Annotated in this window: 13 protein-coding genes and 1 tRNA gene; 8 read left to right on the top strand and 6 right to left on the bottom strand. The window is 51.0% G+C overall.

Annotated elements, in window-relative coordinates; all coding sequences use genetic code 11:
* Positions 1 to 146 precede the first annotated feature (146 nt).
* The 6 genes from lrp to serS all read left to right on the top strand — a co-directional run bounded on the left by lrp (position 147) and on the right by serS (position 7,194).
* Positions 147 to 650, top strand: a complete 504-nt coding sequence (lrp, locus tag K0I63_RS10475) for a leucine-responsive transcriptional regulator Lrp (RefSeq protein WP_011865823.1) — start codon at positions 147 to 149, stop codon at positions 648 to 650.
* A 182-nt stretch (positions 651 to 832) separates the two neighbouring features.
* Positions 833 to 3,358 (top strand): DNA translocase FtsK, encoded by a 2,526-nt coding sequence (locus K0I63_RS10470; RefSeq protein ID WP_220080997.1) that lies wholly within the window; start codon positions 833 to 835, stop codon positions 3,356 to 3,358.
* A 146-nt stretch (positions 3,359 to 3,504) separates the two neighbouring features.
* Positions 3,505 to 4,131 carry an outer membrane lipoprotein periplasmic chaperone LolA gene (gene lolA / locus K0I63_RS10465; RefSeq protein ID WP_220080996.1) on the top strand — a complete coding sequence of 209 codons (627 nt, stop codon included), beginning with the start codon at positions 3,505 to 3,507 and terminating at the stop codon, positions 4,129 to 4,131.
* Positions 4,132 to 4,189: 58 nt separating this feature from the next.
* On the top strand, positions 4,190 to 5,521 hold the full coding sequence (locus K0I63_RS10460; protein ID WP_220080995.1) for a replication-associated recombination protein A: 1,332 nt from the start codon (positions 4,190 to 4,192) through the stop codon (positions 5,519 to 5,521).
* Entirely contained in the window at positions 5,514 to 5,888 is a 375-nt protein-coding gene (gene crcB, locus K0I63_RS10455; RefSeq protein WP_011865819.1) for a fluoride efflux transporter CrcB, read from the top strand. The genes K0I63_RS10460 and crcB overlap by 8 nt, the downstream gene beginning before the upstream one ends.
* 19 nt (positions 5,889 to 5,907) lie before the next feature.
* The gene (gene serS / locus K0I63_RS10450) at positions 5,908 to 7,194 is read left to right on the top strand and encodes a serine--tRNA ligase (protein WP_220071494.1); all 1,287 of its coding nucleotides are present in this window, start codon (positions 5,908 to 5,910) and stop codon (positions 7,192 to 7,194) included.
* 224 nt (positions 7,195 to 7,418) lie between these two features.
* Here serS and K0I63_RS10445 read toward each other — a convergent pair whose 3' ends face one another.
* The 6 genes from K0I63_RS10445 to punR form a co-directional block, all read right to left on the bottom strand.
* On the bottom strand, positions 7,419 to 7,742 hold the full coding sequence (locus K0I63_RS10445) for a TusE/DsrC/DsvC family sulfur relay protein (protein ID WP_144199425.1): 324 nt from the start codon (positions 7,740 to 7,742) through the stop codon (positions 7,419 to 7,421).
* An 8-nt stretch (positions 7,743 to 7,750) separates the two neighbouring features.
* Positions 7,751 to 8,032, bottom strand: a complete 282-nt coding sequence (tusB, locus tag K0I63_RS10440; protein ID WP_220080994.1) for a sulfurtransferase complex subunit TusB — start codon at positions 8,030 to 8,032, stop codon at positions 7,751 to 7,753.
* Positions 8,032 to 8,388 carry a sulfurtransferase complex subunit TusC gene (gene tusC, locus K0I63_RS10435; RefSeq protein WP_220083420.1) on the bottom strand — a complete coding sequence of 119 codons (357 nt, stop codon included), beginning with the start codon at positions 8,386 to 8,388 and terminating at the stop codon, positions 8,032 to 8,034. Before tusC ends, tusB begins: the two co-directional genes overlap by 1 nt.
* A gap of 36 nt (positions 8,389 to 8,424) precedes the next feature.
* Positions 8,425 to 8,814, bottom strand: coding sequence for a sulfurtransferase complex subunit TusD (tusD, locus tag K0I63_RS10430; protein ID WP_220080993.1), 390 nt, complete (start codon positions 8,812 to 8,814; stop codon positions 8,425 to 8,427).
* Between the two features lie 185 nt (positions 8,815 to 8,999).
* Positions 9,000 to 9,659 (bottom strand): Bax inhibitor-1/YccA family protein, encoded by a 660-nt coding sequence (locus K0I63_RS10425; protein ID WP_011865812.1) that lies wholly within the window; start codon positions 9,657 to 9,659, stop codon positions 9,000 to 9,002.
* A 237-nt stretch (positions 9,660 to 9,896) separates the two neighbouring features.
* Positions 9,897 to 10,799, bottom strand: coding sequence for a DNA-binding transcriptional activator PunR (punR, locus tag K0I63_RS10420; RefSeq protein ID WP_011865811.1), 903 nt, complete (start codon positions 10,797 to 10,799; stop codon positions 9,897 to 9,899).
* A gap of 131 nt (positions 10,800 to 10,930) precedes the next feature.
* Here punR and punC point away from each other — a divergent pair, with 131 nt between their 5' ends.
* Together punC and K0I63_RS10410 are read left to right on the top strand one after the other, a co-directional pair.
* A complete protein-coding gene (gene punC, locus K0I63_RS10415) occupies positions 10,931 to 12,223 on the top strand; it encodes a purine nucleoside transporter PunC (RefSeq protein ID WP_220080992.1) in 1,293 nt (430 codons plus the stop codon).
* An 80-nt stretch (positions 12,224 to 12,303) separates the two neighbouring features.
* Positions 12,304 to 12,394, top strand: a tRNA-Ser gene (locus K0I63_RS10410).
* Positions 12,395 to 12,688: the final 294 nt, after the last annotated feature.

Raw genomic sequence — 12,688 nt, 5'->3', positions numbered from 1 at the left:
TTCTGGGTTGAATTGTTATTTTATAGGTCCTGAACGTGATTGTTTCAGGGAAATCTAGTATAGTATCACTTCGGCAGTTAATGCTGCTGAACTTTTGACATACGTAGCAGTAAATGTTGTTTTAGTGATAAAGCAAGGTTAAAAATATGGTTAATAATAAAAAGAGTCCTATAAAAGACTTAGATCGGATCGATCGTAACATCCTTAACGAGTTGCAAATCGACGGCCGCATTTCCAATGTGGAGTTGTCAAAGCGTGTAGGGCTGAGCCCCACTCCCTGTTTAGAGAGAGTTAAAAGACTCGAAAAGCAAGGTTACATCAATGGATATACTGCGCTAGTAAATCCCCATTATCTTGGGGCCTCATTACTTGTGTTCGTAGAAATCACGCTAAATCGCGATACTGCAGAAGTATTTGATAAGTTTAATCGTGCCGTACAGCTGCTCGATGATATTCAAGAATGTCATCTGGTTTCTGGCGACTTCGACTATTTATTGAAGACCCGTGTTTCTGACATGTCTGCCTATCGTCGCTTGTTAGGTGAAACTCTACTTAAGTTGCCCGCTGTTTCTGATACTCGTACCTACGTTGTGATGGAAGAAGTCAAGCAGACCAATAGAGTTGCAATCAATGTAACGCTTGAGTCTTAAAAACGATTTATGTCGTAAAAAAGGAGCCGTCAGGGCTCCTTTTTTTTCACCTCGAATAGTTTTTCACCAATGAAGGCCTTTTGCCTTGCTATTGTGCTGTATAGGCAGGTAAAACGCTGCATAGCACGAATTATTTTGATATCTTAGGCTCACCTTTTCGTTTTTGCTTTGTGGGTTGTCTTTTGTCTAAGGGAAATAGTGTCAAAACACTCAGCGGTCTGCAGCGTCTGCTTGAAGGCGGACTCATCCTCTGCTGCATGGTCGCCACCTATATTCTGCTTGCACTAAGCAGCTTTCATTCGTCTGATCCAGGATGGAGTCAGTCTAATTTCGAAGGTGAGATTAAAAACGTTACCGGCGCCGTGGGAGCATGGCTTGCCGATGTTCTTTTCTATTTCTTCGGTTACACCGCTTACCTTATTCCTATCATAGTGGCGGTGACCGGTTGGCTGTTGTTCAAACGTATTCACCGACTGTTGGAGATCGATTATTTTTCGGTAGGGCTAAGGCTGATTGGTTTCTTGTTGATCACCTTCAGCCTTGCGTCTCTTGCCAGCATGAATGCCAATGACATCTACGAGTTCTCGGCTGGCGGTGTATCCGGTGATGTGATCGCCGATGCCATGTTGCCTTATTTTAATCAGTTGGGCACGACCTTGCTGCTGCTCTGTTTCGTCGGCGCCGGCTTTACCTTGCTGACCGGCATCAGCTGGCTAACCGTGGTCGAGGTGGTTGGTTTTGCCACCATCTGGTGCGTTAGGCAGCTGAAACATATCCCCGAGAAGTTCTCCAGCGCGCCCGAAACCGATGATACCAAGGGGTTCATGTCGGTATTTGACCGATATAAGGAGTCTCGTCGTCAAAAGGCTTTGGCTAAGGCCGAAGAAGAGGTCTATGAAGAAGAACAGGATGATTACGATGATGAATATGATGAAGATGAGGCTCAAGAAACTTCTTCTCGCGGCCGGGTTAAGGAGCCAAGCTTTAGCCTGCCAACGGCAAAACCCGCTGCCGAGGTAGAAGCGCAAGAGCCTGCTCTGAGCTTCAGTGCTCAGGATGATGAAGTCTCGATTGATTTCGATACCAAGCATTCAACCGGCGCCGTGCTGCCCAAGAAACTGCCCAAAAATCAGAAGGTCGAGCAGGCAAAAATTGTCGATGGCATAGTCGTCCTGCCGGGCGGGGAAGAGGCTCAGCCGAAGAAGCCTGTTACGCCGCTGCCGGATATTTCACTGCTCGATGTGCCAAATCGTAAGACAAACCCAATCAGTCAGGAAGAGCTGGATCAGGTGGCGCGTCTGGTCGAGGTCAAGCTTGCCGACTTTAACATTGTGGCCAAGGTGGTCGGCGTCTTCCCTGGTCCTGTGGTGACCCGTTTCGAGCTTGAGCTCGCGCCAGGTGTCAAAGCATCTAAGATCACTAACCTGTCGAAAGACCTCGCGCGCTCGCTGCTAGCCGAGAGTGTTCGTGTGGTCGAGGTGATCCCAGGTAAGGCCTATGTGGGTCTGGAGATCCCTAACAAGTTTCGCGAAACCGTATTTATGCGTGACGTGCTGGGCAGCGAAGCCTTTGAGCATAGCAAATCACACCTTAGCATGGTGCTGGGTCAGGATATCTCGGGTGAGCCTGTGGTGGTAGATCTTGGTAAGATGCCACACCTTCTGGTGGCCGGTACCACAGGTTCGGGTAAGTCTGTGGGGGTCAACGTGATGATCACCAGCTTGCTCTATAAGTCAGGGCCGGATGATGTACGCTTCATCATGATCGACCCTAAGATGCTGGAGCTTTCTGTGTATGAAGGCATCCCACATCTACTTTGTGAGGTAGTGACCGACATGAAAGAGGCGGCCAACTCCCTACGCTGGTGTGTAGGCGAGATGGAGCGTCGTTATAAGCTGATGTCGGCCCTCGGGGTACGTAACCTCAAGGGTTACAACGCCAAGATCAAGGAAGCCAAGGAGCGCGGCGAGGTGATCACAGATCCGCTGTGGCGCTCACAAGACAGTATGGAAGAGCAGGCGCCTGAGCTGGATAAGCTACCGTCTATCGTGGTGATCGTCGACGAATTTGCCGATATGATGATGATCGTCGGTAAGAAGGTGGAAGAATTGATCGCTCGTATCGCCCAGAAGGCCCGCGCCGCCGGTATCCACCTCATCCTGGCGACCCAGCGTCCATCGGTTGATGTGATCACGGGTTTGATTAAGGCCAACATCCCAACCCGTATGGCGTTTCAGGTGTCATCCCGTATCGATTCGCGCACTATCTTAGATCAGCAAGGTGCTGAAACTCTGCTGGGTATGGGTGACATGCTCTATCTACCACCCGGGACCAGTGTGCCTATCCGTGTTCACGGCGCCTTTATTGATGACCATGAAGTCCATGCTGTGGTGGCCGACTGGCATAGTCGCGGTAAGCCGCAATATATCGATGAGATCTTGCAGGGCTCGGCCGAAGGGGAGCAGGTGCTGCTTCCTGGTGAAGCCGCGGAGAATGATGAAGAGATGGACTCTCTCTACGATGAGGCGGTGGCCTTTGTTACCGAGACCCGTCGTGGTTCTATCTCCAGCGTGCAGCGTAAGTTTAAGATTGGCTATAACCGCGCCGCTCGCATCATAGAACAGATGGAGATGCAGGGCGTCGTCAGCTCTCAAGGCCATAACGGTAACCGTGAGGTGCTGGCGCCTCCGCCGCCGAAAGATTATTAAGCTCTCGTTAATATTTCTCGTGACAAACTCGTGTGACGCTCTCTGATAAAAAGTAGAGAGTTATAAGTCAGGACTTTAAACCTCCTGAGTTTATGGGGACAGTAACCCGAGTGAATAGCGAGCGCTTTTACATGAAAGGATTTGAAATGCTAAAACCCTTATTTCAATTAGTCTGTGCCATACCTTTAGTCGTGGCGGCATCGAGCTACGCCGATGATTCGGCAGCCCTAAAGGACAAACTTGCCAAGCTGGATAACCTCAAGGCCAATTTTAGCCAGCAGGTAACCGACGTTAACAACAAGGTGATCCAGCAGGGCACGGGCACCTTCGCCCTAGCGGTACCCAATCAGTTTTATTGGCATCTGACGCAGCCGGATGAATCCCTGATTGTCGCCGATGGCCGGGATGTGTGGATCTACAATCCCTTTGCCGAAGAGGTGTCTGTGTTGGATTTCAATCAGGCTATCGATGCCTCGCCGATCGCGCTCTTGGTACATCGCGACGAAGCGACCTGGCAGGCCTATCAGGTAAAGCGTCAGGATGATTGCTATCAGATCACCCCTAAGGCCGTCGATGCTAGCGTGACCGGCGTTGAGGTCTGCTTTAAGGATGAGCAACTCGAGGCGATGAAGCTGACAGATCAGCAGGGTAACCTCAGCGTCTTTAATCTGTCAGCCCAGGCGCCTTTGAAAGACGCCGATGCTAACCTGTTTCAGTTTACCGTCCCCGACGGCGTCGATATTGACGATCAGCGCCTCAAGGCATTGGATTAAGCCTTTGAATTAGCGATTAGAATAAGCCATTTGAATAAGTCATTAGATAAGGCCATTTGTGTCTAGCTTAAGTTTCGATTTCGCGCCAGATTTCCGCCCACTTGCCGCAAGAATGCGGCCGGAAACTCTGTCGCAATATATAGGGCAAGATCATCTGTTAGGTGAGGGTAAGCCGCTGCGTCAGGCCCTCGAGGCTGGCAGGGCTCACTCCATGATGTTCTGGGGACCGCCGGGTACCGGCAAGACCACACTCGCCGAGCTGGTTGCCCATTATGCCAATGCTCATGTCGAGCGCATCTCTGCGGTCACCTCAGGGGTGAAAGAGATCCGCGCCGCCATTGAGCACGCCAAGAGTGTGGCCCAGTCACGCGGGCAGCGCACCTTACTGTTTGTCGACGAGGTACACAGGTTCAACAAGAGCCAGCAAGATGCCTTTTTGCCTTTTATCGAAGATGGCACTGTGATTTTTATCGGTGCCACCACGGAAAACCCCTCGTTTGAGATCAATAACGCGCTGTTATCCCGCGCAAGGGTCTACCTGATCAAGCGGTTGCAAGACGCTGAGATCATCAAGATTGTCCGTCAGGCGCTGGAAGATGAGGAGCGTGGTCTGGGTAAGCGTCAGCTGACGATGCCAGATGCGGTCGCTGAGAAGTTGGCTAGTCTCTGTGATGGCGATGCCCGTAAGGCCCTTAATCTTATCGAGTTGATGAGCGACATGCTGCCCGATGGCGGCGAGTTTCATCCCCAGATGCTTATCGAGGTGGCCGGGCAACAGCTGGCCGGATTTGATAAGAATGGCGATCAATATTACGACCTTATCTCTGCGGTGCATAAGTCGATTAGGGGGTCCGCGCCGGATGCGGCGCTCTACTGGTATTGCCGCATGCTCGAAGGGGGCTGCGATCCGCTGTACGTTGCTCGCCGCCTACTGGCCATCGCCTCGGAAGATATAGGTAACGCCGATCCTGTGGCCATGTCGGTGGCGGTCAATGCCTGGGAATGTTTCCATCGGGTAGGGCCGGCCGAAGGGGAGCGGGCGATCGCCCAGGCCGTCGTTTATCTCGCGTGCGCGCCCAAGAGTAACGCCGTTTATACCGCCTTTAAGGCGGCGCGCCAGCTGGCGCGGGAGACCGGCAGTCAGCCTGTGCCTAACCATCTGCGCAACGCCCCGACTCAGTTGATGGCCGATATCGGCCTTGGCGAGGGGTATCGCTACGCCCATGATGAGCCCAATCATTATGCCAGCGGTGAGTGTTATTTCCCCGAGCCGCTCGCAGGGGCGCAGTTCTATTACCCTAGCGAACATGGTTTCGAGAAACGTATCAAGACCAAGCTGGCCACCTTGGCAGAAATGGACAGGGCAAGTGAGGTGAAACGCTATGAATAATCTCATTTTTGTGGCCCTGGGTGGTTCCATCGGCGCGGTATTTCGTTATCTTATTTCAATATTCATGATTCAGGTGTTTGGCTCTTCTTTTCCTTTTGGTACACTCATGGTCAATGTGATCGGCTCCTTCCTGATGGGCGTGATCTATGCCCTAGGTGAAGCGAGTCAGGTTAGTCCTGAAATCAAAGCATTAGTAGGTGTTGGGTTATTAGGAGCACTTACGACGTTTTCAACTTTTTCGAACGAAACCCTGTTATTGATGCAGCAGGGCGCCTGGTTGAAAGCATTTACAAATATCGCTCTGAACCTATGTCTATGTTTATTCATGGTTTACTTAGGACAGCAGTTGGTTTTTTCTCGCATTTAACTATTAAGAAACTAAAAACATGTTAGATCCCAAATTTTTACGTACTGAATTAGAAGCGACCGCCGAGCGTCTCGCCACCCGTGGTTTTATCCTGGATGTGGATCGTCTCAGCAAGTTAGAGGAAAAGCGTAAGTCACTACAGGTGGCGACAGAAGAGCTGCAAGCGTCCCGTAATGCGATCTCCAAGTCTATCGGTCAAGCCAAGGCAAAGGGCGAAGATGTTGCGCCTATCATGGCTAAGGTCGGCGATCTTGGCGCCGAGCTAAGCAGTAAAGAAGCCGAGTTAAAGCAGCTGCTGGAAGAGCTGAACGCCATCGCCATGAGCGTGCCTAACCTTCCGGACGAGTCGGCGCCTATTGGTGCGGACGAGAACGATAACGTTGAGATCCGTCGCTGGGGTGAACCTAAGCAGTTTGATTTCGAAGTGAAAGATCATGTTGATCTGGGCGAGCAACACGCAGGCCTGGATTTCAAGAGCGCCGTTAAGATCACTGGCTCTCGTTTCATCGTGATGAAGGGGCAGATCGCCCGCATGCACCGTGCGCTAACTCAGTTCATGCTGGATCTGCACACAACCGAGCATGGTTACACTGAAACCTATGTGCCACTGCTGGTTAACGAAGACAGTCTGCTGGGCACGGGTCAGCTGCCTAAGTTTGGTGAAGATCTGTTCCACACCAAGCCAGCGACCGAAGAAGGTCAGGGCCTGAGCCTGATCCCGACCGCCGAGGTGCCGCTGACTAACCTGGCTCGCGATACCATTATCGATGAAGATGAGCTGCCGATTAAGATGACTGCTCATACGGCTTGTTTCCGCAGCGAAGCCGGTTCATACGGCCGTGATACTCGTGGTCTTATCCGTCAGCACCAGTTCGACAAGGTAGAGTTGGTGCAGCTGGTGAAGCCAGAAGAATCTATGGCTGCGCTCGAGAGTCTGACTCAGCACGCCGAAACAGTGCTGCAACGCCTGGGTCTGCCATATCGCACCGTAGTACTCTGTACTGGCGACATGGGCTTTGGTGCGGCTAAGACCTTCGATATCGAAGTCTGGCTGCCGGCGCAGAACACCTACCGCGAGATCTCATCTTGCAGCAACATGCAGGATTTCCAGGCCCGTCGCATGCAAGCGCGCTACAAGGCCAAATCTGCCAAGAAGCCGGCATTGCTGCACACCCTGAACGGTTCAGGTCTTGCAGTCGGCCGTACCTTGGTGGCAGTGCTGGAAAACTATCAGAATGCCGATGGTTCAATCACAGTACCTGAGGCGCTACGTCCATACATGGGCGGCCTGACTCAAATAGGCTAACGCGATAAAGAGATAGTGTGAAACATGGATAACGGTGGGCGCTATTTTCAGTGGCTGACCTATGTCGTCATTATCTGTATCTTCGTCGCAGTAATGTTAGCAACATTTGGGAAAGCGATTATGTTAGTGATGAAAAATCTCTAACCACAAAAAAACCTTCGCGATTGCGAAGGTTTTTTATTATCTAAATACAATTAATTAGACGGTCATTAACGGCTTAAAGATTAGATACACTTGGCTGGCTTAGGTAGCCCAGCTATCTTTGTCGCCTGTTTCGCCGGGCCGAGGGGGAAGAGGGTATAGAGATATTTGGAGTTACCCTTTTCGGCGCCGAGTTTCTGGCCTATGGCCTTGACCAGCACCCGAATGGCCGGGCTAGTCTTAAATTCCATGTAGAAATCACGCACGAAATGCACCACTTCCCAGTGCGCTGGCGTTAGGGTTATCTCTTCTTCGGTGGCGATAAGTACTGCAAGTTCTTCATTCCAGTCACTGACATTTTTCAAATAGCCCTGTGGATCCGTGGGGATCTGACTATCGCCATACATAATAAAATTTACCAAGTGATCACCTTAGCGTGAGTTAACGAGTATTGGACAAATTCCGCCTGACTTAGCTGCTGGTATTGGCCTAACCTTGCTTGCAGGCCTCTGGCTTCAACATCTTGCTCAAGCAGGCAGATCTCGGTGTCAGCCAAGGCTTGTTGCCATTTTTGTAGCAGCAGAGAGTTTACGCCATCGCCGAGCAACAAGAGGGTGTCTTGGGGCTGAATGTAGCGAAGGCAGGTGGCAAGGGCGTTATCCTGAGTCGCCGAGTATTGAACGATATGTAGTATCATCAGTAGACAAAGACCTCATCGGCTTGGGTTAGCAGCTCACCTATATCGGCTGGGTTTTTGACCTCCAGCGGGATGGCCAGGGCCGATTCATCCAGTTGATAGTCTGCCAGACTCTGCCGACAGGCATAGACGCACTCGATATCATACAAAGGGAGCGCCTTGAAGGCTGCCAGGAAATCTTTGGCCCCTATGGCTTCCGGCGTCTGTTGCGGCACCAGATTAAGTACGCCTTCATCGACAAAGATCAGGCTGACCTCTTGCTCGAAACTGGCGCTGAGCAGCGCAAAATCCAGTCCTTCCCGACCTTTGGCACTGCCATGGGGCGCGTGTCTGAAGATAATGGTGATCTTTTTCATCATTTTTCCAAAAAGCGAATGCTTAACATCTGGCGTTTAAAAACAGATCACGCGATCGGCTTGCTCTATACCGGTCACGAGTTCGCCAAGGCCGCCCATCTGAAAGGGGGGCTCGAGATTCCAGTGCTGCAATTGGTTTTCAGCCGATTCGGCCGCAGACAACACGCCGCGGCGTAGCGCCGCCGATACGCAATTGACCATGGGTACCTGGTGTGTCTGTCCAAGCTCTCGCCAGGCCTGATAGAGGGCAAATTCATCGGAGGCAGGCGATTGCAGATGATTGGTCGATAATACGCCGTCTTGATAGAAGAAGACCTTAATCACCTCATGGCCGGCATCGATAGCCGCCTTAGTAAATTGCAGTGCCTGATAGCTGCTACCTTGGCCGTACCCAGCCTGATTGACTTGAATGATGAGCTTACTCATTAACCCTAACTTAATATTGCGCCGTAAGAGCTCGGCTTTGAGCCGCTATTCTATCTGTTTTTTAAATTGATCCCAAATGCCTGGTGGATACGCTGGCTGTTTTACACAAATAAAAGGCTAATTAGTCGAAGAAAAGGGCATAAAAAAGCCCGCCAATGGGGGCGGGCATTCTAAGCTTAGTTTGCTTAATCGTCGCTACCTGCACCAAGCAGGTGCAAAATAGAGATAAACAGGTTGAGGAAGTCCAAGTACAGCGATACGGTAGCGCGTATGTAGTTGGTCTCACCACCATTGACGATGCGGCTGGTGTCGAACAGGATAAAGCCTGTCATCAACAGGGCGATACCCGCGTTGAGGGCCATGAACACCGCGCCGCTACCGATAAAGATGTTGGCGATGCCGGCAACGATGGCAATGACCAGGCCAGCCAGCAGGAAGCCGCGCATGAAAGAGAAGTCTTTCTTGGTGGTGATGGCATAGCCACTCAGGGTAACAAACACCACTGCGGTTAGGCCTAAGGCCTGCATGATCAGCTGAGGACCGTTGGCCATGCCTGCATAGTGGTTAAGCATGTAGCCTAAAGAGGCACCTTCCATTCCGGTAAAGGCGAATACCCAAAACAGACCCGCGGCTGACTCGGCCTTTCTCAGGGTGACAAACAACAAAATGAAACCACCGATCGACAGACCGATAGACATCAGAGGACTGATTTGCAACACCATTGCCAATCCCGCACACAGCGCGGAGAAGCCCAGTGTCATCGAGAGCAGCAGATAGGTATTTTTAAGCAGCTTATTCACTTCTTGTGTCGAAGCATGGCTTGCATATAGTGTTTCTTGCGTCATCTTTATCTCCAGTGACTATCACTAACTTGATGGTTTATTTGAGTCAAATCGGTTGCAAGAGTTCCATTTCATGAACCGGATTTAACTTGTTTTTCAAAGCTATTATCATAACCGAGCCAAGGGGAAGGCGAAAGCCCATCTGCTCGATAAGCGGTTAATTAAGCCTGGTAAATTCAATGCGTTCAGTTAAGCGCGTAACTAAACATAACTCATTAAACGTGACTGATTTAAAGAGATTTAGTTAAACCAGTCTCGCTGCAGTTTTTCGCTATCGCCTAGATAATCCAGCACCCAGGCCATGGCGGGGGACATGTTGGCATCGTTCCAGGCCAGGCAACAGGGGCTTGGAGCCTTAGGGCGTTCCAGCTCTTTCTCTATCAGCGCGCCGGCCTGCACAAAGGGGGTGGCGAAGTGCTTGGGCATGTAACCTATGCCCAGGCCTTCGCGGAAACAGTTGATGGCGCGGATCCAGTCTGGGACGACTAAACGGCGCTGATTGTCTAATAGCCAGGTCATGCGTTTGGGGATCTCGCGAGAGGTGTCTTCCAAGCAGATAGAGGGGTAGCTGCGTAGCTCATCATCCAGCAGCGGTCTATCTATAGCGGCCAGGGGGTGATGCTTACTCACCAGGAAGGTCCATTCGATATCGCCCATATCCTTAAAGCGATAATCACCGCCCACAGGAATCGCGGTGGTGGCACCGATGGCGATGTCGCTGCGGCCGGTGGCTATTGCCTCCCAAACGCCGTTAAAGACCTCGATGCGTATGATCAGCTCGACATTGTCGAAATGGCGATAGAAATCGGCGATCAGGTTACTGATCTTATCGGCGCGCACTATGTTATCCAGGGCGATTGAGAGTGTGGGTTGCCAGCCGTTGGCCACGCGTTTGGTGTCTTCTTTTAGCGACGCCAAATGGGTAAGCATGGAGCGCACCTGCTTGACGAAATGTTCGCCTGCCGGGGTGAGGCTCACGCTTCTATGGTGGCGCTCAAACAACACGACCCCCAAATCTTCCTCAACCTGCTTCACGGCATAACTCACGGCAGAGGGCACCTTGTGTAACTTGTTGGCCGCCGCGGTAAAACTGCCGACTCGGGCCACCATATCAATTAATTGCATCGACTGTTCTGAAAGCATCTCGAATTTGCTCCTAAATTTGCCGTGAGAATATTTGAAGGCTGTAAGCAAAAATAAACGTTTCACAAGCAATTGGCAAGTCAATAGACTCACCGACTTCTTTGGTTAGTTAAAGTGAATCTTCTATTTTTATGAATAAAATCGCTAATTTTTCTTTTCTTATCTATCTAGCGCTACTCAGCATGTTGGGCTTTATTGCGACTGACATGTATTTACCTGCTTTCAAAGCAATTGAAACAAGTTTAGATGCAAGTGCCACTCAGGTGGCCAGCTCGCTGACTTTCTTCCTCGCTGGTTTGGCCTTGGGGCAGCTCTTGTATGGCCCCCTGGTACAGGCCGTAGGTAAACGTCTGAGTCTGGTATTGGGTCTTGCTCTGTTCGGCGCAGCCAGTTTGGTGATTGCCAATAGCGACTCAATCGCCATGTTTAATGTGGCGCGCTTCTTCCAAGCATTAGGTGCCTGTAGCGCCTCGGTGATCTGGCAGGCTATAGTGATCGATCGCTATAAAGCAGACGAGGCGCAGCAGGTATTTAGTAATATCATGCCGCTTGTGGCCCTGTCGCCGGCCTTAGCGCCTATCCTGGGCGCTTATCTGCTTGAGTGGCAGCAGTGGCACAGCATCTTCTTCATCCTGGGCGGCTTAAGCTTGCTGCTTATCCTAGCGACCCTTGCCTGGGTCGATAGCAAGGAAAGCCTTAATAGTAAGACCGACGAGGCAAGTAGCCAGCAAGGCTGTAAAGACACACTAGCTCAAAAGAGTGTTCGCGTGAGCTATTTGGCCATGTTGGCCAGCCCCAAATATCTGGGCAACGTGCTGGTCTTTGGCGCCTGCTCGGCGGCTTTTTTCTCTTACCTAACCCTCTGGCCGATAGTGATGGAACAACATGGGTATGGGGCTAAGGCGATCGGCCTGAGTTTCGTTCCGCAGACCGTGATGTTTATTCTCGGGGGCTATCTGAGCAAGTTGTTTATTCGTCGCTTAGGCGCCGAGGTGACGCTTACCTGGGTCTTGTTGCTGTTCGGCGCTTGTGTTGCTGGTATCGCCCTGGTCACCCTGTGTTATCCATCGAGCACTATCTGGCCTTTGTTGAGTATCTTCTCCGTGATGGCGGCGGCCAATGGCGCTTGTTATCCCATAGTGGTTAACTCAGCGCTGCAGGTGTTCAAGCAGGCGTCGGCCAAGGCGGCGGGCTTACAAAACTTCTTGCAGATCAGTATTGCTTTTGGCGCATCCTCACTTGTGGCGTTATGGGCAAGTAGCGGTGAGAAGGCGATTGGTGTCGGGATAGTCGTCAGCGCTATAGGTGTGCTAATCGGTTTCCAAGTGCGAGGTTACGATAGCTGGCGAGCCGTGTTCGGCGCCATCTCTACACCAGATCCGGCTAAAATTGCGCTGCATCAGGAGGAAGATTCGACAAAGTGAGCGTAAGTTCGCCAAATGCGCCTTTTCGTTATATTTTCCCTTTACAAGTGAAATAGGGCGCTATATTATTCGCGGCGTTCGGAGAGATGGCAGAGTGGTCGAATGCACCGGTCTTGAAAACCGGCACGGGTTTATAGCCCGTCTAGGGTTCAAATCCCTATCTCTCCGCCACATTAAGAAAAAAGGCTTCCAGAAATGGAAGCCTTTTTTCGTTATGGACTCGATAAGCGCTAACTAGTTACTAGGTAAACGGAAGTAAATTGAACCCAGGCTTCCAAATATTTCAGTCAGGCTATCTCTTCACCAAATTAACAAAGCCCGCTAACAAGCGGCTTTGTGCTATCTAGCATATCGGAAATGAGTAATAACCGGGTTCCTAACGTTTAAGCCCTGCTATCTTTCCTCCACATTAAGAGAAAAGGCTTCCAGAAACGGTGGCCTTTTTTCGTTCTGACTGGCAACTAT

This window comes from Shewanella rhizosphaerae (assembly GCF_019457655.1).
Lineage (GTDB): Bacteria > Pseudomonadota > Gammaproteobacteria > Enterobacterales > Shewanellaceae > Shewanella > Shewanella loihica.
Note: the sequence above shows the minus strand (reverse complement) of the source record. Positions and strands in the feature narration are given on the sequence as shown.

Bases quoted from the DNA above. Each gene is read 5' to 3' on its own strand.
- lrp (WP_011865823.1), top strand. From the start codon at position 147: ATGGTTAATAATAAAAAGAGTCCTATAAAAGACTTAGATCGGATCGAT.
- lolA (WP_220080996.1), top strand. From the start codon at position 3,505: ATGCTAAAACCCTTATTTCAATTAGTCTGTGCCATACCTTTAGTCGTG.
- crcB (WP_011865819.1), top strand. From the start codon at position 5,514: ATGAATAATCTCATTTTTGTGGCCCTGGGTGGTTCCATCGGCGCGGTA.
- serS (WP_220071494.1), top strand. From the start codon at position 5,908: ATGTTAGATCCCAAATTTTTACGTACTGAATTAGAAGCGACCGCCGAG.
- K0I63_RS10445 (WP_144199425.1), bottom strand. From the start codon at position 7,742: ATGTATGGCGATAGTCAGATCCCCACGGATCCACAGGGCTATTTGAAA.
- tusB (WP_220080994.1), bottom strand. From the start codon at position 8,032: ATGATACTACATATCGTTCAATACTCGGCGACTCAGGATAACGCCCTT.
- tusC (WP_220083420.1), bottom strand. From the start codon at position 8,388: ATGAAAAAGATCACCATTATCTTCAGACACGCGCCCCATGGCAGTGCC.
- tusD (WP_220080993.1), bottom strand. From the start codon at position 8,814: ATGAGTAAGCTCATCATTCAAGTCAATCAGGCTGGGTACGGCCAAGGT.
- K0I63_RS10425 (WP_011865812.1), bottom strand. From the start codon at position 9,659: ATGACGCAAGAAACACTATATGCAAGCCATGCTTCGACACAAGAAGTG.
- punR (WP_011865811.1), bottom strand. From the start codon at position 10,799: ATGCTTTCAGAACAGTCGATGCAATTAATTGATATGGTGGCCCGAGTC.
- punC (WP_220080992.1), top strand. From the start codon at position 10,931: ATGAATAAAATCGCTAATTTTTCTTTTCTTATCTATCTAGCGCTACTC.